The sequence below is a fragment of the Hymenobacter edaphi genome (assembly GCF_003258365.1).
GTDB classification, from domain to species: Bacteria; Bacteroidota; Bacteroidia; order Cytophagales; family Hymenobacteraceae; genus Solirubrum; species Solirubrum edaphi.
This window is the reverse complement of the sequence record NZ_QHKM01000013.1, coordinates 1-22,997: the sequence shown is the minus strand read 5'-3', so window position 1 is coordinate 22,997 and position 22,997 is coordinate 1. Positions and strand designations below refer to the sequence as shown.

Here is a 22,997-nt window from a genome sequence, read left to right as displayed (position 1 = left end):
CTAGAGGAGAGTAATCAGGAACGGGGCCAGAACAGGATGACTCCCAAGCCCAGCAGCATGATGGCCCCGCCCAGCACGTCGAACCGGTCGGGCCGGAAACCATCGAAGTACCAGGCCCAGCCCACGGACATGAGGACAAACACGCCGCCGTACACGGCGTAGGTTTTGCCAAATGAGGTGGGCTGCCACGTGGCCACCCAACCGTAGACCACGAGCAGCAGCGCCCCCAGCAGCCCCGTCCAGCCGGGGCGGTCGGCTTTCAGCCACTGCCACATCAGGTAGCCGCCGCCAATTTCGCACAGACCGGCCAGCACAAACAGGGCCAAGGGTTGGAGGTAGCTCATGGTTCGGGGAAGATGGATACCGGAGGATGAGAGGCTGGATGCCTCAATGGCCTTCCCCTTCCTCTTCGGCATTTTTCATTTTGGCCAGCAGGGAATAAGCGCCGTCGGTGACAAAAGTGGTCGAGGCCGGCACGGACTCGGGCAAGGTAACTTCGGTGTAGCCGTCCTCGCTGCGGCCCGGTGTGACGGGCACCATGCGGTAGCGGCCGGCCGCTTCCACGGCGTAGGCGTAGTGCTTGCCTTCGAAGCGCACCAGGGCCGCGTCGGGCAAGGCCGCCGCGTCGGTGCGGCCGGTTTCGATGAGGGCCCGCACGTAGAGACCGGGCAGCAGGGCCGGGTCGTTTTCCTGGTCGAGGTGGCCGTGCACGCGCACGGTGCGGTCTTCGCCGATGGCTTTGCCCACCAAGTACACGCGGGCCGTCCGCTCGCGGCGGGTGCCGGTGGAGTCGCTGGCCAGGGTGAAGCGGATCAGCTGCCCGTTTTGTACCCGGGCCACGTCGCGCTCGAACACCGTCAGCTCCACGTGCAGGTGCTCGGGGTCCACGATTTCAAACAAGGGCTCGGTGGCCGTTACGCTCTGGCCCACCGTCACGTTGACGGCGCGCACAAAGCCGGTCCGCGGGGCGCGCAGCGTAGCCGTGGTGGTAATAGCCCCGCCCACAGGTAGCCCGGCGATACGCAGCTGCGCGGCCTGGGCGCTGGTTTGTACCTGCAGGGCTTCCACCTCGGCCTGGGCGCGCTGGTAATTTTTAAGCGGGGCCACTTCCTGCTGGTAAAGCTCCCGCTGCCGGGCCAGCTCGGCGGTGGCGAACTTCAAACGGCTACGCAGCTCCAGGTACTCACTTTGCAGGGTCACGAACGCGGGGTTGCGGATGACGGCGAGGACCTCGCCCTTGCGCACCCGCGTACCCTGCAGCAGCTCGGTGCTTTGCACATAGCCTCCCAGCGGGGCAGTGATGGATACTGAACTTTCCGGCGGCACGTCCAGCGTGCCGTTCACGGCCAGCCCGGCCCCCATCGGGCGGGTACTGAGCGGGCCGGTTTTCAGGCCACCGGCCTGCTGCTCGGCGGCGGAGAGGGTCACCACATCGGTGGCTTCTTCCTCTTCGTGGGCTTCCCCACCGGCCGCCCCTGCTTCACCGGCATGCTCCCCGGCTTCGGTGGTGGCCTCGGCGTGGTCGGCGTCGATAGTTTCGTTTGGTTCTTTGCTGCAGCCGGCCAAGGTCAGGCTCAGCAGCAGCGCCAGGGTTGCTATGTTTTTCATGGTTGATGCGTCGCAAGCGGGGTTATTGGGCCGTACCGAGCAGGTAGTCCAGGTCGATAACGGTTTGGTTGTGCTGGAGCAGGGCGTCGAGGTAGGCCGTGCGCACGCCTAGGGCGCGCTCCAGGTTGAGCAGCAGCTCGGAGTAGGTGGTTTCGCCGGCCTTGTAAGCGAGCTGGCTCAGCCGCACAATAGTCGCGGCCTGGGGCAGAGCGGTCTGCTCGTAGAACTGCACCCGCCGCTGTTGCTCTTGCAGGCGCGCGCGCAGCTCGTCGAGTTGGGCAGCCGCCTCGGCCTGGTAACGCTGGTAGTTGGCCGAGGCAACCTGCTCCTGCAGCTTGGCGGCCTGCACGCGGGCGCGCTGGGCCCCGCGCAGCAGCGGAATGGCCACGCCGGCCTGCACGCTCTGGAACCGGTCCCCGGTGCCGTAGGTCTGGGTCTGTCCGTCCACCTCATAAGTGCCGCGCAGGGTCTGGTTGGTGTAGCCCACGTTTACCTGGGGCAAGCCCTGGGCCTGCTCGACCCGGGTTTCGGCTCGCCGCTCGGCGATTTGTTGCTGCAGCGTCCGCGCCTGGGGCGTCGCGGCCAAACGGCCGGTGTCGGGTAGAGCCACCGGAGCGGCCAAAGCCTGCAGCGTGCTGTCGGCCACCGTAACGGGCTGGGCAACCTGCAGCAGGGCTTGGAGCTGCCGTTGCGCCACCGCCAAATCGGTCCGGGCCTGCGCTAGCAGGTTCTGGGTTTCGCCCTGCTGGATGATGGCGTTGGCCGGCTCCAACCGGTTTACCTCCCCGGTTTTGAAGCGCAGCTGGGCCGCGCGCAGGAACTCGGCGTAGATGCTGTCCTGCCCGCGCAAGGTGCGCAGCCGGTGCCGGGCATGCACGGCCTGCTCGTAGCTGCGGCGCACCTGCCGGCGCAGCTCGGCCTGCACCTGCGCCAGCTGCTGCTCGCGGGTGGCAATCTGCGCATGGCTCAGGCCCGCCTGGGCCCGGTAGTAGCCCGGCAAGGCCAGCGACTGGCCGATGCTGAGCACGTTGTCGGAAAGCGGGGAGTTTACCTGTCCGTAGTTGCCCAGGATGGTGGTGCGGCCCACGTCGAAAGCGGTGCGGCGCAGGGCCTGTTGGGCTTCTAAGGAGCGTTGCGCGGCCTGCACCGTGCCGTTGGCTTGCAAGGCCTGGCCGACCGCCTGGTTGGCGGTCAGCGGCGCCTGCGCCCGGGCAGCCGGAGTGCTGAGAAGCCCGCCGAGCACCAGCAGTACCAGTAAGGCCGTGGGCACGACCGGGCGAGGCTGGGGTTCCGGCTCCGTCCGGGGTTTGGCATTGCGCTCCGAAAGGGCGTATAGCACCGGCAGCACCAGCAGGGTCAGTAGGGTAGCCGTGACCAGTCCGCCGATGACCACCGTGGCCAGGGGACGTTGCACCTCGGCACCCGCCGACTGCGACAGGGCCATGGGCAAAAAGCCCAGAGAGGCCACGGTGGCCGTCATCAGCACCGGGCGCAGGCGCACCTGCGTACCTTCCAGGATGCGCTGGTAGAGGTCGGCGCGGCCCTCGGCCTTGAGCTGGTTGAAGTAGCCGATGAGCACGATGCCGTTGAGCACGGCCACGCCAAACAAGGCAATGAAGCCCACCCCCGCCGAGATGCTAAACGGCATGTCCCGCAGCCAGAGGGCCAGCACCCCGCCGATGGCCGAAAGCGGAATGGCGGTGAAAATGAGCACCGATTGCTTTAGGGAGCCAAAGGTGAAATACAGCAAGGTAAAAATAAGCCCCAGGGCCACCGGCACAGCGATGCCCAAGCGCTGGCTGGCTTCGCGCAGGTTCTCGAACTGGCCGCCGTAGGTGGTGTAGTAGCCCGGGGCGAACTTGATTTGCTGCTCTACCCGGCCCTGCAGCTCGGTGACGACGCTTTCCACGTCGCGGCCCCGCACGTTGAAGGCCACGGAAATGCGGCGCTTGGCGTCGTCGCGCTGAATCTGGTTGGGGCCTTCCTGCAGGTTGACTGCGGCCACCTGCTCCAGCGGGATTTGCTCGCCGGCCGGGGTGGCAATGAGCAGTTGCCGCACTTGGTTGATGTTCTGGCGCAGCTCGGGGGCTAGGCGCAGCACCACGTCGAAGCGCCGCTCCTGCTCGAATAGCTGCCCGGCGTTCTGGCCGGCGAAGGCCGTTTGCACCGTGCGGTTCACGTCCTCGGCGTTGAGGCCGAAGCGGGCCAGGCGGTTGCGGTCCAGCTTGACCACGATTTGGGGCAGGCCGGTGACCTGCTCCACGTACACGTCCTCGGCGCCCTCCACCCGCCGCACCAGGCGGGCGGCCTGCTCGGCATACGAGGCGAGCTGCTGCAGGTCTTCCCCGTAGATTTTGAGCACCACGTCCTGCTTTGCGCCGGAAATCAGTTCGTTGAAGCGCATCTGGATGGGCTGCTGGAAGCCAAACGTCACGCCCGGAATGACGCTCAGCGCTTCGGCCATTTTCTCGGCCAGCTCCTCGCGGTTGCTGGCCGAGGTCCACTTGTCCGGATCTTTTTCCAGGATGACCATCACGTCAGCCGCTTCCACCGGCATGGGGTCGGTGGGAATTTCGGCCGCGCCGATTTTGGCCACGACTTCCTGCACTTCCGGAAACCGCTGTTTGAGGATGGCGCCCGCCTGCAGGCTCCGGTCCACGGTGTAGCTCAGCGAGGAGCCGGTGAGCGTGCGCAACTCCACGGCAAAGTCGCCTTCCGAGAGTTGGGGAATGAATTCCCCGCCCAGGGTGCGAAACAGCAGCAAGGAGCCTGCAAAGAGAGCAACCGCCGAAGCGAGCACCACCGCCTTGCGCCGCAGCGCCCACTCCAACACGGGCCGGTAGCGGGCTTCGAGCCAGCCCATCATGCGGTCCGAGAAGTTGGGTTTGTGCGCAGTGTTGCGGCTCAAAGCCAGCGCCGACATCATGGGCACGTAGGTGAGCGAGAGGATAAAGGCGCCGACGATGGCAAAGGCCACGGTCTGGGCCATGGGCCGGAACATCTTCCCCTCGATGCCCACCAGCGCCAGCAGGGGCAGGTACACGATGAGGATGATGATTTCACCGAAAGCCGCGGAGGAGCGGATTTTGGAGGCCGCCGTGTAGGTTTCCGCGTTCATCTGCTCGGTGCTGAGGCGGTTGCCCGGAACCTGCAGCTGCCCGCCGTGCAGGCGGTGCACGATGGCTTCGACGATGATGACAGCGCCGTCCACGACCAGGCCGAAGTCGATGGCGCCGAGCGAGAGCAGGTTGCCCGACACGCCGAACAGGCGCATCATGGCGATGGCAAAAAGCATGGCCAGCGGGATGACCGAAGCCACGACTAAGCCCGCCCGCCAGTTACCCAGGAAGAGCACCAGCACGAAGAGTACGATCAGGGCGCCCTCTATCAGGTTGGTTTTGACGGTGCCGATGGCGCGGCCCACCAGTTCGGAGCGGTCCAGGTACACGTCGATAGCCACGCCCTCGGGCAGGGATTTTTCCACCGTCCGCATGCGGGCCTTCACGTCCTGGATAACGTCGTTGGCGTTGGCGCCCTTGAGCATGAGCACGATGCCCCCGGTGACTTCGCCTTCCCCGTTGCGGGTCATGGCCCCGTAACGCACGGCCGAGCCCAGGCGCACGTCGGCCACGTCGCGCACCAGCACCGGCAGGCCGCCCTGGGTGTTGCGCACGACGATGTTGCCCAGGTCGGCGGCGTTCTCGGCCAAGCCTTCGGTGCGGATGAAGTAGGCGGTGGGCTTCTGGTCGAGGTAGGCGCCGCCGGCGTTCTGGTTGTTGCGCGACACAGCTTGAAAGACCTGGTCTACCGTCACGTTCAACGAGCGCAGGCGGGCCGGGTCCAGGGCAATTTCGTACTGCTTGAGCAAGCCGCCGAAGCTGGCCACGTCGGCTACGCCGGGCGTGCCCAGCAGCTGGCGCCGCACAATCCAGTCCTGAATGGTGCGCAGCTCGCGGGCGTTGTACTTTTTCTCGAAGCCCGGCTTGGCGCGCACCAGATACTGGTAGATTTCGCCCAGGCCGGTGGTCACGGGCGCCAGCTCGGGCCGGCCAATGCCGTCGGGAATCTGGCTTTCGGCTTCGCGCAGGCGCTCGGCCACCTGCTGGCGGGCCCAGTAGATGTCCACGTCGTCCTCGAAAACGATGGTGACCACCGAGAGGCCAAAGCGGGAGAAGGAGCGCACCTCCTCGCGGTCGGGAATGGTGGCCAGGCTTTGCTCAATGGGAAAGGAGACGAGCCGCTCGATGTCGCCGGCGGCCAGCGAGGGAGCCACGGTGTAGACGACGACCTGGTTGGTGGTGATGTCGGGCACCGCGTCAATCGGCAGCCGGCTCAGGGAGTAGCCGCCCCAGGCCACCAGGGCCAGGGTCAGTATTCCAATGATGAGCTTGTTGTGAATGGAGAAATGGATGAGCCGGTCAAACATGCTGGCTGGGTAAGGCTAGAAATCCTGGGAAAGGGGGCCGCTCGAAGCGCAGGCGCGCTCGGTACGAGCCACGGCCGGGACGCGCAAAGGCGTCACGCATCCACGGGGGCGGGCACAGCAGCGTGCCCGCCCCCGCGAACGGAGCCGGTTGGAACAGGAAACTAGGCTTGGGGAGGCTGCCAGATGCTGCCGCTCCGTTCAGGAACGGGCGGGGGCGTGAGCCGGGCAAAGCGCGGTGCCGCCGCATACGCACCCCCTTGGGCAGGAAGCGCTACGATGGACCCCGAAGGCAAGGAGGTGCCGGCGCAGCAGTGGCACTGGCAGAGGGGCGAACACCAATCCGCTACGCCGTGGTCCGCCGTGTTGTGTTGCGGGGCCTCCACGTAGGTTTGCACGCCGTCAGCCGGCGCCGGCACCTCATCGGCACAGGGCAGGCAGGCCAGAATGGCCAGGTACAGCGCAAAAAAGACGGAAAAGAAGCGCATGGCGTGCGTTCGGAACGGTGCAAACATACGCAGCCGGCGGAGAAAGGATGTGCTTAAAGCACAATTCGCTGTTTTCTCGCACTACGACGGGCTGCACCCATCCGAGCCCTACCCGGATGGGGTATGACAAGCCCCCCGCGGCGAAGGCGCGGGGGGCTGCACGCCGTAACAACCGCTTGGTTGTGGGAATTGGTTTCCCTGGACTGGGTAGCGGCCGGGTACGCCTGCCCCCAAGTTTACACGCGGGCCCGCCCGCTGCAGCAGTCCGACGGTGGCAGCTCGTGGTTGGTTAAACCAAGCAAGAAAGAGAAAGAGCAGCAGGCCCCTGGCCAGAGGCGTTAGCTAATCAAGTAGACTACGCCGGTAGGGGTTTAGAAATACGTGGAAAAGCCCAGCTGCACGGCGGCCGTGCGGGCAGGCGGGTTGCCTAGGAAATCCCGGGCCCACTGGCGGCGGTAGTTGAGGCGGATAACCGTTTGGGCCGTGGGGCGCCAGCTCACGGCCGACACCACGGCCAGGGTTTCGTCGCCAATGAGCCCGCCGGTTTCGGCGAACCGGTCGCGGTTCCAGTCCACGTATTCCAGGCGCAGGGCCGCGTTGAGCACCGCCCTGTCGAACCCGAAGATGGTGCCCCGCATTACCGGCTGCACCAGGTCCACGAAGCCGCCGGCTTGGCGTTGGCCGTACTGCGGCGAGTAGGCATCGGGAATGTTCACCCGTACCCAGGCCCATTCCCCGGTTAATACGGTACGGGTTTTGGGTACGGTGGACGTCAGGTCCACCGCCCACACCTGCAAGCCGCGCCGGCGGTCCAGCCGCAGCCCGTCGTCCTCGAACTTGTTGTACACCCCGCCCATGTAGGAAACGCCCACTTCGCCCACGCGCCGGTGGCGCAGGGCCGCCTTGCCGGTGAACAGGGGCACGCCGTTGAAGCTTTCCTCGAAACGGTCGGGGTTGAGCTTGCTGGCTGGCAGGTACGTGCGGTTCTGGGTGTTGGAGATGATTTGGTCGTCGAAGCCGTTGGTCAGGTAAGCCTCGTAGGCCACCACCCAGGTCGCGCCGAACTTCTTGCCGTACAGGCCCGCGCCGACGTTGCTCCAGGTGGCCGGCAGCAGCTGTGTGGCCGAGAGGGGCCGGTCCACGAACTCCCACTTCGGGCCGTCGTGGTTTTGGTTGAAGGCGCCGATGGGATTCATGACCACCCCGCCGCGCACGTTGAGCAAGGGGCTGAACTCAACGTCAACGGAGGCAAACTCGATGTTGATTTCCTTCGTGCCGTCCTCGAACTCGATTTCCGTCAGGAACCTGATGCGCTTGGCAATGCTGCTGGAGACGAATAGCGTGAGCCGCCGCATCTGGAACTGGTGGCCCTCGCTTACCCCGTCCGTGGCGGCGTACTGGTAGTTGGCTTCCACGTAGCCGCCCAAGGCCACGGGCAGGCGCCCGGGCTGCACGAAGGGCCGGTTGTACACCGCGTCCATGTTCAGCTGCAGGCGGCTCGTGTCGCGCGGCACCCGGCGCAGCAGCACGGGGTCAATCTGCGCCGTAGCGGGCAGGGCCCCGGCCAGCAGCAAGAGGGCTAGCAGCTGCTTCATGAGGTGGCCCGCAGGTCGATGAAGAGGTGCTGGGCGGCTACCTGCACCGGAAAGCGGCGCAGGTTCTGGTCGGCCGGGCCGTTGGTGACCACCCCGCGGTTGTCGTACTCGCTGCCGTGGGCCGGGCACTGCAGCGCCTGGCCGCTGACTTGCAGCTCGGCCCCGAGGTGGGCGCACTGCATCCACAGGGCCGCATACTCCGTGTCGCTGAAGCGGAACACGCAGATGGGGAAGTGCAGCGCCTCGTTGCGCACCACCACGTAGGGACGCAGCGCGCCGTCCGGGGCCAGAAATTCGCTCACCTCCAGCAGCAGCCCGTCCCGGTTCAGGGTGCCGGTGGCGTAACGGGTGGCGGCGCACCCCTGCAGCAAGGGGGCCAGCAGGGTGGCGCCCACGCAGGCGGCACAGCCGCGGCGCACAAAATCACGTCGGTCCATGAGGCTGGTCATCAGAGGCTTTGGAGAAAGCGCACGAGCTGGCGCTGCTGCTCGGCGGATAGGGAGTCAAACCGCTCGCGGCTGGGCTGGCCCTCGCCGCCGTGCTGGCGGATGGCGTCTTCGATGCTGCGCGCGCGTCCGTCGTGGAGCAGGAAGTAAGTGCCGCCTTGCGAGTTGGGCGACAGCCCCAGGCCCCAGAGCGCCGGCGTGCGCCACTCAGCCGGGGCAGCCGTGCCCTCGGTATAGCCGTCGTTGAGGCCCGGGCCCATGTCGTGCAGCAGCAGGTCCGTGTAGGGGCGCACCGTCTGGTGGGCCAGCGCCGCGATGGGCGAGGCACCGGTGGTCAGTTGGGGCGTGTGGCACTTGCCGCAGCCGATGCGCAGGAAGGCCTGCTCGCCGGTCAGCACGTCCGGGTGGTTGGGTTCGCGTTGCACCGGGGCCTTGAGCATTTTCAGGTAGGCCACCACGTCGAGCACCGTCTGGTTGCTCACCTCCGGGTCGGCAAGCTGGCCGCTGTGCGCGTCCACGGCTTCGTAGCTGGACACGATGCCCATGTCCTGGTTGTAGGCCGCGGCCGTTTGGTGCAGCAAGTCGTAGGCCGCCGCTTTTTTGCCGTAGCGGCCGATGTAACGTCCCGCCTGCACCCTAGTCCCAGGACGTGCGGTGATGTAGCCCGGGGCACTGATCCAGTTGGGCCGGCCGCTGATGCCGTCGCCGTCGACGTCAGTGGGATCGGCCAGGGCCAGCAGGGCCGCGTCCGGCACGGCGTCTAGGAACCCCAGGCCCGTGTTGGCCGGCGGTGTGAAACGGCTGTGGGCCGCGCCGGCCGGCAGCTGCTCGGGCTGGAAGCCGGGCAGGGCCCGGTGCTGGAGTTGGGGCCCGCCGCGCTGCAAAAACAGGTTGCCGGTGCTGTCCACCTGCCCAAAGCGCGTGAGCGTGGTCGTCGGGTGGCCCTTGCCGTCGCCGGCGTGGCAGCTGCCGCAGCTGGCGGCCACGAACACCGGGCCCAGGCCGGTGCGGGAGGTAAATACCCCGTCGTTAAACGCCACGTCCCCGCGCAGAAACTGCGCGTGTTGCTCGGGCGTGAGGCCCGCCACGGGTCCGTCGAGCACCGCGTCATCGGCGGGGGCTTGCGGAAAAATCAGCTCGCACGAGGCGAGCAGCAGCCACACCGCAGCCAGTCCGCTTAAGCGCATGCTGGGCTTGGACATGTGCGAGTCGAACTTCATGGGAGCAGCGTAAAGTTTTAGCAAAGAAACACTTTTTAGACTAGTCTAAAAATATTTTTAGCATGACTTAATATGGATGGGTCTCATAGAGGTTTGGGTGGATGCGTTGGTGTTTATGGCCTCCCTTGGAGATTGGTTAGACCGCTGAGCAAGGGTGGTGACGCGTGTTGGTTTAGCCGCGTTGGTCACAAAATGGGAAAGCCACCCGCCGACCACGCGCGGGCGGCCAACGGTCAGCCAGAACAGTCTTTTGCCACAGGGAGGACGCAAGGGTGCGCTCTTCCTCGCGGCGTTACTGCAGGCACCCTGCACAAATCCCAACATGTCTTCGGCTACGCAAGCGGCTCCCTGACAAGGGTTCTACAGGAGCGTGTAAAAAGGGATTCAATGGTTGGTAAATGTCCAGCCCCCTTGCACCAGCTGATGGGCGTGGTGCAAGGGGGCTGGTTGGCTTGGCAGTACTGGCGTTAACTCCCTCCCATACAGTTTCGGATGGAAGCTTACTACTCGCCTTTTTTATGCTTGTGAGGTTTTAAATCGGGGTGTTTCGGTCGGTTTTCCTCCGTGACCCGTCTTCTTCTGTCGGGGGTACCGTCTTCCTTGTTTGGTTTGGGGCCGGGTTTAATAGACATGTTGATGCGTGGTTATTAGGGTTGAGATTTAGTTCAAGACCTAGAGAGCAGCAGGACTTGTCACTTTGGAAGGAATATATGAAAACTCACGTCACCACGAAAACCGAACGCCCGGAGCGCTAGCCTGGATTGATGCCCAGATAACTCCTCCCTTGCGCCCCTGCAGCATAATGTAGAAAATGGACCTACCCAGCGTCCGCACCCTTGAGTAGCAAGCCAACAGGAATAATGGCGGCTAAGCACAAGCTCAGGCGCGGTTGAAAACCAGGTGACCTGTATGGATTAGCGTAAACCCTGCATTTTCAGGAATAAGCCGCCCGGATTCTTAGTAGCCTTAATCTTGTCAGTCTTCAGTTTGTACACGAAAGCAAACAGGGCATCCACATGCTTCGCGGACTGCAGAATCTCCTGCACCAGTTTGGGTTCGGCAATGCCCAGCGTATCTAGGTGCTTGCGCGCCAGCTGCACTTTGGCATCGTCGGCCTCCAACTCGAAGGGAATGGGGAGCTGCTGGGGTACCTGGGTGTTGACGTAGAACTTGATGCTCTGGTAGGAGCGCCCTTTTTTCAGCAGTTCGTACTTGATGCGCAGGTCGGTGTGCTCGTTGATTTGGTTGGTGGCTACGTCAAGCACATACTTCTGCAGGGCTGAAATCTGGGCGTACTGCTCCGGCTCCTTGCCCGCCGGGTCCTTGAGCTTGAGCATGGCCTTGAACTCATCCAGGGAATAGGTCTTGGTTTCCCCGATGTCTTTCCACTGCGAGGCCAGCTGGTAGATGCGCTTGGCGTACTTGCTGCTGAGGCTGAACGCGGCCTGCAGGCGATAAGAAGTAAAGTTGCTTTTCAGGTCAATCAGAAAGGGCCGCATGCGCTCGGATATCTCCAGCTCAATGGTGCCCTCGCCCTTGCGGTACAGGGCCGAGGCCAGCAGACTCACTTGCAGCAAGGTTTTGCCTGTCTCAATGTGGTAGACGCGGCTGTTGAGGTTCTCGGTGGATTCGAGCAGCTGCTTGTAGTTCCAGGTGCGGCCGGTCATCTCCATGAGCTCCTGCACCCGGATTTCGTAGATGGTGCCGGCCTTGTCCTGCTTGGTGAGCTTGGAGAGCAGCGAGAAGACGATGTCCATCTCGCAGGCGCTCATCTCGTAGCGGGCCGTCGTCAGCGCGTTGTGCTGCCGGATTTCAATCGGAACGGTGGATTCGGGCGCGGCCATACGCAGCTACTGGGGTGATACAAAGCAAACATACGGCTTAAATCGGAAACTAATAGAGACAAATTCTGAATCTATGAGCAAGGAGCAGGCGCGGCGCCGAGGCAGCTTATAAAAGCTATTAGTTAGACTTATGAAACCTATTAGTTAGCCGGGCGCGAGCTTTATGCGAGACTTATAAAAGCTATTAGTTCGGCTTATAAAACCTATTAGTTCAGAGCCATCAGGTTCGGGCTGCTTCTGGGGCAGCAGCAGCTTTGACTTATAAAATCTATTAGTTGGCCCCAGGCAGCGAATTAATAGCCTATAAGAAGATGCTCTATTAATCAGCTTATGAAAGCTATTAGCTGGGCTTATAAAACCTATTAGTCCGCTTATGAGACCTATTACTTGGCTTATAAAACCTATTAGCTCGCTTATAAAACCTATTACTGAAGCGGCTTAAGTTGCTGTGGTACAAAAAGTTGTGGCCCCTGCAAATACCTTAAATACTTAAAATACTCACAAGCTTGTTGAAGCTGGAGTACAAAAGCTTTTAAAGTGGTGATTTAGGCCGATACCCGAACGAAAACAACAAAAAAGGGAGTCTAAATAAGCACAAAATTGGATTGCACTTTTTAAAGATTTTTTTACCTTTTTCTACTATTTAGAACACTCCTATCAACTCCAAAGGTACTTAAAAACTATGCTGAAAGCTCACCAAGGCCTCATTAATAGATTTTATAAGTATCGTAAGAGAGTCTATGTAGCTTCTGAAGCAGCATCCGAAACAGCCCAGGAAATGGCCCCTGAGCATGATAGTACCCCTCACAGCACCCTCAAAGCTTATAAAAGCTATTCTTTAGCAGGCCCGGCGGCCTACAGTTCAGCTGAGCCGGTTCGTGAACTAATAGGTTTTATAAGCCAAAATGCGGGCTAGCACCACCTAATCGCGGGTTATGGAATACTACCGAGGGCCCGGCTCGGCATCGTTACGGTGGGCCTTGACCGCAACAGCCAGGGCTAATAAGTGGCTTCTACGCACCCTTGAAGGGCATTGGCCCGTAGGGGAACCGTTCTGGCTTGCTTCCTTTGCGCCAAAAGCACCGTTCTGTTACTGTACTGACCTTAATAATGATTCCTGAGCCCAGCATGGCGTAGACAGGAAGAAAATACACCACACATGACTGAAGAAGTACTCAGCCAAGCGGACGTTGCCCCTCTGCCATTCCCAGACCTGAGTTTGACCGTTTCCTATGCCGATGCGCTGCTCTATGCTCAGGGAAGATTAAAAATGCTGGGCAGCGGGGAACTGAAGCCTTTCTGTGAGACCCACCAGCTCACCTACACCAACATCGTCAACCTGAAAAACGGCAAGCTCAAGCGCGAGGAGCCCCGCCTCGTGCAGCGCGTGCTCGTTAGCCTGGGAATACCTGCGCAGCAGCTACGCTTTCCCCTGACAAGTAAGACCACGTGGTTTGTGCTGCCGGATGCCGAGGCGCTGGCCTCCTTTCAGGCGCAACTCCATTTCCTCGTGTCCCCAAAGCTTTAAAGCAACCGTGGGTAGCAGGAACCAGCGATAGTAGCGGAAGCTCGAAAAGAGACTGCTTTATCGGTAAAGAAACTGCTCTTCGTCTTCTGGTGGAAAGGCTCGCCGGAACTCACTCTCGTGAAACAGATGCAGGTAGCCGTCATCTACCAGGAGCACGTTGTACACGATGCCATGCCGGAAGCGTTGGCCCTGCCACCGCACTTCGCAGACCTCACAAGTAACATTGTGCCGCACAAGCTCTCCCAATGCGAATACAAAATCTGGTAGAAGCATGGGAGGCATAGGCGCATTGGGTAGAAAGTGACAAAAGAAAGCCAGCCACACCAAATGAAGCGACCTATATCCTAACACATAAAGAAATCAGGGTCTGAGAGTTCATCCAACATCTTCTCAAAGTTTTCGCGCAGTGAGTTAAGGTCGTGGCCACCAATGCGCGGCTTGCGATAAAAATGCGCCCAAAGTGCAATACCTGTCGAGGCAAGCGCCCAGAGCATATTATTGGGCTCTAAATCCATCTGAATCAGTGCACTGTAGAGCCTTTGGTGTGGGTCTGGGTGCGTATCACCAGCCAGTGAGGGATTTAGAAACAGCACGGCAATTAAGCCGACTACTACTCCACAGTAAACGGTCTGCTTATTAATGAGAAAATCCGCACCCTCTTTCATGACGGCGATAGCATAATTATCGGCCTTAGTTTCATCCTCAATGCTTTCCGCATTGTCAACCGGCACGCCTGATTCCAGGTGGCCCAGGTAGAGGTGCGCAAACTCATGAATCAGAATAAACACGATTGCTTGCACAAAGACGGCGCTTGATTTTCCAACGTAATGGATTTCTTCTTCCGCAAAAATCTCTGGGTTTGGAAGCGCTTCAGTGTCCCATGGAGCGAATACCTCCCGCAGGCCCAATGCATAAATTAACACATTATAGGCATCGTCAATCAACTTAGCCTGCGTTTCACTACGAGAATAGTCCGGCTCGATTCTAGGGCGCGTAATTTCCTCATCCACTAACAGCAGATGAGAGTAGGTCACTGCCCATAGGTAAGAAAGGAAGGTTTCCTGAATGTAGATAGTACCCTCAGCACCTTGGATAAAAGGCCCCTCTACCGCGTCGGGCACAATGTCATAGGTTATCCTAGGGTTGGCGCCGAAGTACTTAATCTGTTCCGAAAGTGTGTTGCTGAACTCCGGGGAAGCGTTTTCAAATAAACCAAGAATTAATGAGTGCACGGCACGGACAGGCTGTACGCCAGGGCCTACTGGATAGTGAAAGGATTTGTCTTTCATGTTTATAGGTCGTTTTTTGAGATCCCTATGCGCCACAAACTTAGAATGCACCAAACTCGGCTGACTAGTGCTCTTACCGTTGTTTTTCGTTCCTGCTATTGTCCAACCCTTAAGTGTCGAAGGTCATTTTGTAATTGAAGCACTGCCCGCTTCTTTTGACGGTAAATCTTCGTCTGCTCGGGAAGCGAAAGAATCCACCGACATGGCCGTTGCTCGCGCCATTTCATTTATTGTAAGCAGGTTATAGCGCTGATTGGGGGCTGCTCGAATAGCTCCTAGGCTTTCAATGGTTCCATCAGCCTCTGGGCTGATATGGATACGGCCGTTCATTGCCATCTCCCGCAGGATATTAAAGCGCCGCTCAAAGATTGCTCGGGTGTAGGGCGCTGGACGGGGGGTTATGTGCATGGGTGGAGTATTAATCTGGGCGAAGGATGTCTACAAGTTCATTCCAGCCCCGCTGATCAGCCCGGTGCATTACAGCCTGATTTAAAGCGTAGGCTAACCGGGCTTGGAAAGGCAACAGAAAGGGCTTATTCGGCATAAAGCTCCGTTGGACGTAGCGATCAGCTTCCCACACTTCAGTTATAGTAAGAGGTTGGCACAGACTAGCTAACGTTGACAAAAGCTCCTGACAAAACTCCTTGCTTAGCCAACGCCTGTCATTAAGCTCTTCCAGTTCATACTGGATAAAGGCCAGATATTCTTCATCCAGAGCTACTTCGGCTGCTGTAATTCGTCCGGTTAACAATCCGCTGGCAGGTACGGTGTCCTGGATTTGCTGGAGCATTGGCCGGGCGTCAGGCATAACTTTTACGACTGTCTCCAGTGCCTGCTGCACATCGTGATGAATCAGCAAGTGACGAACGTGTTTTACCCGTCCGACCAAATCGATTTCCTGCGCAACAACATTCCACAGTGCTAGTGGATGAACTCGGGCAATATGAGGCAGCAGAGAAGCTGCTGCTTCATGCCAAGCACCCGTATATTGAGGAGCAAGTGCTACGTCAAGCAAACCACTTATAACCAGTGCTGGTAGTTGAGCCGCCAAGCGAATCAAGGTAATCGCAGAAACTTGCCTCCATTCAGCATTTGGGTGGACTAAATGCCAAATTAGCAGCTTTACCATCTGCTGCTCGGTGCTCAGCTTCTGCTCGGTAGGCTTGGCCAACCACGCGTATTTGTGTAAAGCGGCTGCGGCGGGTTGCGTTATAGCTTGCAGATGGTCGGTTACTGCTTCTGCCAATTGCTGCTGCTCCACTTCGCCGAGCCGTGGCGCCGACCATTCCAACAGCTTTTGCGCAACGTTCCATTCAGTTGAATGGGCAATAGGCTGACGCAAAGCGCGAAGCAGGCCGGGGGTTGTTTCAGTGTATTCCACTGTTTTAGCCATCAGTCGCCCCAGCTCCCGGCTCAGGTTCTCCGCCCACCAAATGCTCCACCCTTCCTGCCACAGTGTCGTCGCGTACTCCCCGAGCATCTGACCAGCCCGCTGCTGGTCGCCCATCTCGGCTTCTTCAGCCGCGACCCTCAACTGCTCTTCAATGGCACGATAACGGTCGGGACGCCCTATGCCAGGCCATCCAGTTATTTGTTCCTCGTCTGCCAGCCGTTGTTGAGGCGGTGGAGCAGGGGTGCGTTTTATCATTTTCTGCCAACCGGGGTTTACAGCCAAGGCGGTTTCTATCCGTTGATGCGCTTCTTTGGTAAGGGCCTTACCAAAAGCCGGAAGATATTCTTTTAACTCCCGTTTCGTGAAGCGGCCTGCCCGCAGACCAGCTACCCATTCGCTTTGTAACGCTGCTGTCTCAGTTGGACGCTCCGCTAATAGCCGGTTAAACGCTTCTCCCTGTAACTTTCCATATTCCCGAGCAAAACGCCACGTATCCTCACTACGACTAAATACTTGAGCGCAAGCCCAGCTTAAGCGGGGGTCCACCATGGGCAGATTGCCGAGCAGCTCAGCCAGCGCGGATGCCTCAACCAGACTGCGCGCTCCCAGCGCATATCCATCTCCAGGCTGCACAGCATCCGTTGCCAGCAACAAGGCGTTGGCGCGCACGGTGCCTGGGTCTGGAAGGGTTTCAAATTGGTAATAGTCAATAGCCAAGTCAATCCGCCCCTGCTGCGCCAGTGCGCCCACCAGTTGAGCTTTAGTGTCGCGCACGTAACGCTGAAAGGTCATTTCACCCGCTGCGGCATCTACCAGCGCGGCGAGGGTGGGCACAACCTGGGAGGCAGCGGGTAAGTGGCGTACGACTGATGGTGCCAGTGCAAACTGATCTTCTTTATACCAGGCTGGGCCCATTGATGTGGCCAGCAATTCGTCGTAGCTGGCCAAGCTTCGAGCCTGATTACCATTATCGGCATAATGCTCAATCAGCTCCAGCAACGCTCCCGTGCGTTCCCAACGATTGTGGACCCCAGCCAGCACGTGCAGTCGCAAAGATTCAAGCACCTGATAACGAGCCCGCCGAAAATCATTATCACGCCGCAGTACCTGTGCTACTCGGAAATAACACTCACGGAATCCCTCTGTGTATAAACCGGCCTGATCGCCCGCTCGGCGCGTCAGCGCACCTACCCACCGGGACACTTCTGCCGGATAAAAAGTTGTGTAGATGCCCGCGAGTAGTTCATATGCAACCGGAAATATTGCTTCTGGCAGGGCATAGCTCCGCTCCCATTGACTGCGATTCCCCAGCGTCAGATTGAGTGCTGCATCAGCGGCCTGTACTTGTGCCAATAGTTCTCCGTAGCTGGTGGCCTGGTTTTCGGCCCGCAACCGGAGTAATTGGCCGCGCAAGTACCCCAGGTGCGTGAGCAAGCTGGCGACAAATTCCTCCCATGTTTCAGCTCTAGGATAGGGTCGAGGCAACGATTTATATCCCTCCCCAATTGAATTGGTATAGCCGGTCAAGAGCGCCCGCTGCACAACTAAACTTAAGTAGTTCGGTTGAAGGTCCACGCCGTTGGCAGCTCGTAAGGCCGGTATAGCCAACAGTTCAAGACAACCGGGGGCTAGTTCCTGTACTATTTGCGGATCGCCATCTTGCTCCATCAGCAAGAACAGAATGCGTGATAAATCCTGCTCTAAATAGCCGTGTTTTTTGGTTAGAAGCGTCACATCCTGCACGACGTCTACCAGTTTCGAGGGTAAAGGCTGCCGGGGGGCATTCGATTGAAACTCCAACGCGGTCTGGGCGATAGTAGCCCATTTCCCGGCATCAGCCGGTCGCATCACGCGGCCATATTCGGGATGCTCTTCATAAAAGCGAAGGGGCAAAGCGTAATGATCAAAAGCCCACAGAATGAAGCCGCCGTGGTAGCCCATTATCCGATCCTTCATCACTTGGATAGCTTGATAATCCTTGCTTCCGTCGGGAAAGTCTTCTTGTATTTGGGTGAGCATGTGAATACCCCGCGTAAAGACATCAATTGAAGATTTGGTGTCCTCATAAGCGAACAAGGTGTTGCTGCTATAGAAAAGCCTCAATACTTCCCACGACAGGCTGCCTTCGCGCATTTCCTCGTCTAGCAGGCGTGAGGCCCGGCGTCGCAAGTAGCTCAATAAATAAGCTCCTTCTCGCTCAGCCTCCACTTCATAAAATCGCTGAACTAGCAGCAATGCGTCATTTTCCGTCACTTGGAGAATGTCGCCTCGCAACAGGTAATTAAGCGCGGCGTCGGGGTGACCAAGCGCTAGCAGCGCAGTCGCCAATACGGCGGCATAAGACCCCATCAGGTCGTTGTATCTGAACGCCATCCGCACATGCAGCAGATGCAAGCGCACTACCTGTGTTAAATCGCTGGCTTCAATGGCCATTTGTTTGGCCAGGCGTACATCGTCGAGCAGGGTGTCGGGAACCACGTGCTGACGGGCGCAGTCATCGGCCCACCCTTGCGTGCATGCTTGTATGGCTCGTGCGGGAGTGGAAGAATAAGCCCAATGGTACACTTGGTTTACGATGGCGTACGGCCAGGCTGGGTTCGCCTCGATGTACTTGCAGATGCTGTCCTGCACTTGCCGCAGTCGCTGGGTAGCGATCTCACGCACGAATTGAGCAAAGGAAGCGTGGTAGAGAGATACCTGAACGGTATTTTTTAGCAAGTATGCTACTTTGGGCAATGCTGCTTCAAACTCTTGCTGGGCAAATCCCGGCAGCAGGTAGTAAAGCTCGCTACGTGACACAGGCCCACGCAGAGCCGCTATAGTCAGCACTAACTGAAGTTGGGCAGGATTCGCTGCCAGCACAGGCCAAATGCGTTCGTAGTAGTGCTGAATTTCGCCACCTATTGGGGGAATGTCAGCTAACCAGTCTGCGTTATCTTCCCCTTCGGCCTGACGTAGTTCCACCTGCCGGATTAGGTATTGCAGGTACAGGGGATGGCCTTCTGAGCGTTCAGCCAGCAAGGCGGCTTGGCTGACTGGCAACTGTGGCAAACGTTTGTGCAAATAATTCTCACAGTGCTGCGCTGGCAGCGGGGTAACGTTTACAATTCGGGCAGAGGATAACTGCGTGCGAATAGGCGCGGAGAGCACTTCCAAGCCTGTCGCTGACAACACAATGGCCAGCCCGGAGGGCAACGTGAGGGGCAATACCCCCAAAAACTCATGCCGTTGTGGCTCTGGAACGGTTTCGTCCAATCCATCAATGACGAGCACGACCATCTTTTGCTGCTGCTGGAAGTGCCACCCTAGTTGAGCAAGTCGACCATGACACCTGCGCAGTTGTTCTTCAAATGACTGGTCTGGTTCTGGAACTGGCGCACGCTCGCCCGTCATCAAAATGCTGGCCGTATCGTTGAGCCATTGCAACAGCCGTTCCCGTGCTGCCGCTAGGATCGGGAGCAGCGCGCTACCGGCACGGCTTAGGTAATACCGGCCACCAACAACAAACGCCTGTCGCTCGGCCGGCTCCAGTGTGGCGACGAGCGTGGTTTTACCCGAGCCAGGTGAACCGACCAGTGCATGCCAGCCGGTGCTCGCCTCTGTTAGCGTAGCGCGTAATTCATTTATGACTGCCTGATTAGTCACTAATTCTTCCTCCTCTGGCAGAGGTTGATCTGTTGCGGTTTCTTCGTGCACCGACAACCCCAGTTCGCGCAGCACATCCGCCACTGGAGCTAATAGCATGGCCCCAATGTCTTGTTCAAGCTGCACGCGGATCAGTCCGCATACCTGATCGTCAACAACTAGCGGGCTGCCCGACAGGCCCGTCAGGTTGTCTACAGCGTTGCCCCCTTCTACCGCCAGTGTCAGGGGCCAGTCGACTTGATGATTCTTTTGCAGCACCCGCCCCCGGTAATGCCGTCCCGTAAGCGCGTGTGGTTGCGGGAAGCCGCTGGTTTCCCAACGTGCCCCTACCCGTGGCTCTACCGTGGAAAGCGGCAATGGCTCAACATTGCTTAGCGCGCTCTCTAATTCAACGATGGCCAAGTCATAAACTGCCAGTTCAGGCGATGCGATGACCCGCCCAGCCGTGCTATGCGCTTTCTCGGCGTAGCGAAACTCTACTTGGATGCTGGTGGCCTGCTCTACTACATGATTGGCTGTTAACAAGCGAGTGGAGGTAACCAAAAAGCCGGTACCCTGTCGTTCATCATCAGGGGTGCTGACGACAAGACAAGCCAAAGCACGCTGAAGCTGAGCTGGGTAGAGAATAGCGTCCATTAAGCAGTAAGGATTAGGGGTTGGTCTGGATCAAGCACAGTGATTGTGTAATGATATGTCTGCTGCCAATCTATCCGGTTAAATTGAGCAATGGAAGGAGTAAGGTAATTGCAGCAAAGCTTCCTTATTTGTCCCGGTCGGGTTAAGGGTCTAGTAACTATCCAGGCCAAGGTTGCCAAGTCGGGATGATGGTGGCGTCCCCCATCGGTAGAGATTAGGTAGCAATCCGAATCAGTTGCCTGTAACAGGGTGGGACTGTTGTTTGAGAAGCTGCCATGGTGCGAGAGCTTGATTGCCGCAAACCACCAAGGCTTGTCTTGGTGTCCACCGTAGGCCCGGGTTAGCTCTGCTAACACAACCGACGGATGAGCATCGCCGAGTAGTAGTAGACGCAATTCTTGCATTTCCAGCACGAAGGCCAAGGAACTGCCATTGATGGGGGACTTATCCTCCGTAAAAGCCGCTCGTAGGTATGCCTGCGGAGAAGCAGGTGCTACAGCTGCAATGGGTCGGGGGCCCGTGGAGGGTAGCCAGCGTTCCGTTTGTTGCCAGAACTCGTATGCTTCTTCCATGAGTGGACTACTCTCCTGACGCGCTCTTACTCCCATTTTGGCTAGTTCAGTCTCCCAACGGCTAGCCAGCTTGGCCAATCCAGCAACTGTAGGGGAGACCAGCCGGCAGGATAGGCCAGGAGCGAGTTGGGCCGCAAACGGTACCACGAGCGGCCCTTCATTAACCGCCGTATTCCACGCGTACCCATACTTGACTAGTTGAGCGCTCAAGCTGGTGCCCTGCTTTGCATTGAGCAATCGTGGGCCGGTATCAGCAGCACTCATCTCACCCACAGGCTGGCGGTTAACCAGACTCCGCAAAATGGCTTCATCTGTCCGAGTACTAAGTATAGTTTGACCATTGGACGGACGTAGATGCCGGTAGCCGTTATGCCAGACCTGGTTAATGTAAATCACTTGGGGAGATCCGGCCGCCTGATTTTCTGGAAGCAACCCTTTGTAAGCCCCTTCTATATGGTCAGCATCTATATGAGTAATAATACAATAATCAAGCGTTCGTCCTTGGCGTGCCCATTGTAGCAACCGTGGTTTTAGATATTTGGTATAGGTAGACTTATACCCAGCGTCCACCAGCAGCCTAACTCCAGTGCTGTATTGCAAAAGCAGGCAATCTCCGTTGCGAGCGGGTAGCAAGTAAATTTCAATAAATGTAGCCATTCAATGGTCTCATGTAAGGTACCTGTCATTGATCCTAGTAAACTGTTTTGCGAGCTGCAGGTGATTGATACCCCCCCGGATTCGCCTAGAGGGCGGCCTGATTCTAATGGCCCGTTGTCACGACCGAGATGTTTACTACATACCCGACGGTAAGCGCAAAGCAGGTAAAACCGATACGCTGGCCCTGATGCGTGAGATAGGAGAGAAGCTCAATGTGGTGCTCCTGCCGGAAACGGCCCAGTTTATTAGCGAGTTTACGGCCCCAGCTGACCAGAAGCCCGCCGACGTATTGGTGCGATTGCGCTGCTATTCGGGCCAACACCAAGGGCAGCTGGCACCCGCCGCAGAAATAGCCGATATGGCGTGGGTCCAATATGTGGACTGAGCGAAAGCATCGGCCGTGGCGGAACTTGTTTTTGACCATCTCTGCCGGAACGGCAGCTTGTGGTGATGACCAATCCCTCATTATATTTCTGTCGCCTGGGTAGGGGCAGTATTCAGAAGTGACTCCAGCAAGGTGACCAGTTGTTCTTCCTCGACGCTGCTGTCATGGTTCAGACAGCGAGTTACGCACTGAGTTAGGGAAGTATAGTTCTCGGCATTTACCCTTGGCTGCAGCCAACGTAAATCTGTTTCCACCCGAAGCCGGGTTACTGTTTCTACCTGGCTTAGCCATGCTCGTTCTGAGGAAGAGGCATCCGCCAACCGCCGCCGGTACTCTAAGAGCTTCCACAAGGCCTGTAGCGTGCCGATCAGGCGTTCATTTTCTTCAGGTTCTACCATCACCTGGGCCTCAATTCCAAGTAAGGGTTGCACGTTCGCTGGAGTTGCTGCCTTTGGCTGCGGTAGTTGCCAATCTGCCGGGGTAGCTGCTTCCTCCCCCTCGTTGAGGGCCTTAAGCCACCTGAAGACCTCCTTGTTGCAGCGAAGACCTCTGCCTGCCTTTCGGTTAACTACGGGCACTAGCAGAAAATAATCCGCCCGGGTTTCGCTCAGCTCGACCAGTGAAACCAGCAGCGGCAACAGGTGCTCTTGATTCGTAAAATCAACCCCCTCTACCCCTATAACGGCTGTTTTCAACGTTCCCTCTTGGCTCAAATAGGTTGGCAGATGCATCTGCACGGGCAGGACATGCTCGCTGGCTCGCAGGATGGCGTGCACCTCAGCCAAGCTGGTTTGCTTGTCGGCCTCATTCCACTGACGGATGCGTTCGCGCACGCCGTATACTTTAGCGCCGGTCAGTACCTCCTGGCAATACACGTAAAACCGTACACTGTCCAGCAGGCGCGGATACCAACTCGTTTCCTCTTGCTCTAACGCGGCCAGTTCGAAGTAATCGTGCCGGGCACTTATGGTTCGTTGCGCGGCCTGCATGGCCGGCAGTTGCTGAACGGTGCTTGTTAAGTTATAGGTGGCTAAGTTCCGGCTATTGCTATTACTAGGAACCACCAAGCCACTGAACTGATCCACAAAATTGCGCCATGAAGCCAGCCATTCTTCCACGGCCCGTTCCACCGTCGCATAATCTGAGGTGGTCTAACCGGAACGGACAGGGAGAAGTCTTACCTTCCGCTGTCTATGCCCGAACAGAAACCAACTGACGGTCAACCCGTCCCGCGCAAGAAGTACACGCCGGCCTTCAAGGCCGAGTGC

At 58.7% G+C, this 22,997-nt stretch carries 15 protein-coding genes; 2 read left to right on the top strand and 13 right to left on the bottom strand.

Going from position 1 to position 22,997, the window contains the following annotated elements; genetic code table 11:
* Positions 1-14: 14 nt before the first annotated feature.
* The 8 genes from DLM85_RS23070 to DLM85_RS23035 all read right to left on the bottom strand — a co-directional run bounded on the left by DLM85_RS23070 (position 15) and on the right by DLM85_RS23035 (position 11,624).
* Positions 15-344: a YnfA family protein gene (locus tag DLM85_RS23070; RefSeq protein ID WP_111480549.1), complete on the bottom strand. Its 330-nt coding sequence runs from the start codon at positions 342-344 to the stop codon at positions 15-17.
* A gap of 43 nt (positions 345-387) precedes the next feature.
* Positions 388-1,608, bottom strand: coding sequence for an efflux RND transporter periplasmic adaptor subunit (locus DLM85_RS23065; RefSeq protein ID WP_111480548.1), 1,221 nt, complete (start codon positions 1,606-1,608; stop codon positions 388-390).
* 22 nt (positions 1,609-1,630) lie between these two features.
* Positions 1,631-6,034 (bottom strand): CusA/CzcA family heavy metal efflux RND transporter, encoded by a 4,404-nt coding sequence (locus DLM85_RS23060; RefSeq protein ID WP_111480547.1) that lies wholly within the window; start codon positions 6,032-6,034, stop codon positions 1,631-1,633.
* Positions 6,035-6,195: 161 nt separating this feature from the next.
* Positions 6,196-6,519 carry a DUF6660 family protein gene (locus DLM85_RS26375; protein WP_424321700.1) on the bottom strand — a complete coding sequence of 108 codons (324 nt, stop codon included), beginning with the start codon at positions 6,517-6,519 and terminating at the stop codon, positions 6,196-6,198.
* 371 nt (positions 6,520-6,890) lie between these two features.
* Positions 6,891-8,114, bottom strand: coding sequence for a hypothetical protein (locus DLM85_RS23050; protein WP_111480545.1), 1,224 nt, complete (start codon positions 8,112-8,114; stop codon positions 6,891-6,893).
* On the bottom strand, positions 8,111-8,551 hold the full coding sequence (locus DLM85_RS23045; RefSeq protein WP_165822269.1) for a QcrA and Rieske domain-containing protein: 441 nt from the start codon (positions 8,549-8,551) through the stop codon (positions 8,111-8,113). Before DLM85_RS23045 ends, DLM85_RS23050 begins: the two co-directional genes overlap by 4 nt.
* Before the next feature lie 11 nt (positions 8,552-8,562).
* Positions 8,563-9,780 carry a di-heme oxidoredictase family protein gene (locus DLM85_RS23040; protein WP_243636094.1) on the bottom strand — a complete coding sequence of 406 codons (1,218 nt, stop codon included), beginning with the start codon at positions 9,778-9,780 and terminating at the stop codon, positions 8,563-8,565.
* Positions 9,781-10,694: 914 nt separating this feature from the next.
* A complete protein-coding gene (locus DLM85_RS23035) occupies positions 10,695-11,624 on the bottom strand; it encodes a replication initiation protein (protein WP_111480543.1) in 930 nt (309 codons plus the stop codon).
* A 1,159-nt stretch (positions 11,625-12,783) separates the two neighbouring features.
* Here DLM85_RS23035 and DLM85_RS23030 point away from each other — a divergent pair.
* Complete coding sequence (locus DLM85_RS23030) at positions 12,784-13,152, top strand: hypothetical protein (protein WP_133257220.1); 369 nt, start codon at positions 12,784-12,786, stop codon at positions 13,150-13,152.
* 344 nt (positions 13,153-13,496) lie between these two features.
* On the opposite strand, the gene DLM85_RS23020 is transcribed toward DLM85_RS23030, so the two are convergent.
* From DLM85_RS23020 to DLM85_RS26370, 4 genes are all read right to left on the bottom strand, one after another.
* Positions 13,497-14,441: a phage exclusion protein Lit family protein gene (locus DLM85_RS23020; protein ID WP_111480540.1), complete on the bottom strand. Its 945-nt coding sequence runs from the start codon at positions 14,439-14,441 to the stop codon at positions 13,497-13,499.
* Between the two features lie 123 nt (positions 14,442-14,564).
* Entirely contained in the window at positions 14,565-14,849 is a 285-nt protein-coding gene (locus DLM85_RS25210) for a hypothetical protein (RefSeq protein WP_133257219.1), read from the bottom strand.
* A gap of 10 nt (positions 14,850-14,859) precedes the next feature.
* Positions 14,860-20,115 carry a serine protease gene (locus DLM85_RS23015; RefSeq protein ID WP_111480539.1) on the bottom strand — a complete coding sequence of 1,752 codons (5,256 nt, stop codon included), beginning with the start codon at positions 20,113-20,115 and terminating at the stop codon, positions 14,860-14,862.
* Positions 20,115-21,344, bottom strand: a complete 1,230-nt coding sequence (locus DLM85_RS26370; RefSeq protein WP_111480538.1) for an MBL fold metallo-hydrolase — start codon at positions 21,342-21,344, stop codon at positions 20,115-20,117. The genes DLM85_RS23015 and DLM85_RS26370 overlap by 1 nt, the downstream gene beginning before the upstream one ends.
* A gap of 106 nt (positions 21,345-21,450) precedes the next feature.
* On the opposite strand from DLM85_RS26370, the gene DLM85_RS23005 reads away from it, so the two are divergent.
* Positions 21,451-21,729: an NUDIX hydrolase gene (locus DLM85_RS23005; protein WP_133257218.1), complete on the top strand. Its 279-nt coding sequence runs from the start codon at positions 21,451-21,453 to the stop codon at positions 21,727-21,729.
* 80 nt (positions 21,730-21,809) lie between these two features.
* On the opposite strand, the gene DLM85_RS23000 is transcribed toward DLM85_RS23005, so the two are convergent.
* Positions 21,810-22,859: a hypothetical protein gene (locus DLM85_RS23000; RefSeq protein WP_133257217.1), complete on the bottom strand. Its 1,050-nt coding sequence runs from the start codon at positions 22,857-22,859 to the stop codon at positions 21,810-21,812.
* Positions 22,860-22,997: the final 138 nt, after the last annotated feature.

Excerpts from the sequence above, each read along its gene's own strand:
- DLM85_RS23070 (WP_111480549.1), bottom strand. The coding sequence starts at position 344 with ATGAGCTACCTCCAACCCTTGGCCCTGTTTGTGCTGGCCGGTCTGTGC.
- DLM85_RS23065 (WP_111480548.1), bottom strand. The coding sequence starts at position 1,608 with ATGAAAAACATAGCAACCCTGGCGCTGCTGCTGAGCCTGACCTTGGCC.
- DLM85_RS23060 (WP_111480547.1), bottom strand. The coding sequence starts at position 6,034 with ATGTTTGACCGGCTCATCCATTTCTCCATTCACAACAAGCTCATCATT.
- DLM85_RS26375 (WP_424321700.1), bottom strand. The coding sequence starts at position 6,519 with ATGCGCTTCTTTTCCGTCTTTTTTGCGCTGTACCTGGCCATTCTGGCC.
- DLM85_RS23050 (WP_111480545.1), bottom strand. The coding sequence starts at position 8,114 with ATGAAGCAGCTGCTAGCCCTCTTGCTGCTGGCCGGGGCCCTGCCCGCT.
- DLM85_RS23045 (WP_165822269.1), bottom strand. The coding sequence starts at position 8,551 with ATGGACCGACGTGATTTTGTGCGCCGCGGCTGTGCCGCCTGCGTGGGC.
- DLM85_RS23040 (WP_243636094.1), bottom strand. The coding sequence starts at position 9,780 with ATGAAGTTCGACTCGCACATGTCCAAGCCCAGCATGCGCTTAAGCGGA.
- DLM85_RS23035 (WP_111480543.1), bottom strand. The coding sequence starts at position 11,624 with ATGGCCGCGCCCGAATCCACCGTTCCGATTGAAATCCGGCAGCACAAC.
- DLM85_RS23030 (WP_133257220.1), top strand. The coding sequence starts at position 12,784 with ATGACTGAAGAAGTACTCAGCCAAGCGGACGTTGCCCCTCTGCCATTC.
- DLM85_RS23020 (WP_111480540.1), bottom strand. The coding sequence starts at position 14,441 with ATGAAAGACAAATCCTTTCACTATCCAGTAGGCCCTGGCGTACAGCCT.
- DLM85_RS25210 (WP_133257219.1), bottom strand. The coding sequence starts at position 14,849 with ATGCACATAACCCCCCGTCCAGCGCCCTACACCCGAGCAATCTTTGAG.
- DLM85_RS23015 (WP_111480539.1), bottom strand. The coding sequence starts at position 20,115 with ATGGACGCTATTCTCTACCCAGCTCAGCTTCAGCGTGCTTTGGCTTGT.
- DLM85_RS26370 (WP_111480538.1), bottom strand. The coding sequence starts at position 21,344 with ATGGCTACATTTATTGAAATTTACTTGCTACCCGCTCGCAACGGAGAT.
- DLM85_RS23005 (WP_133257218.1), top strand. The coding sequence starts at position 21,451 with ATGGCCCGTTGTCACGACCGAGATGTTTACTACATACCCGACGGTAAG.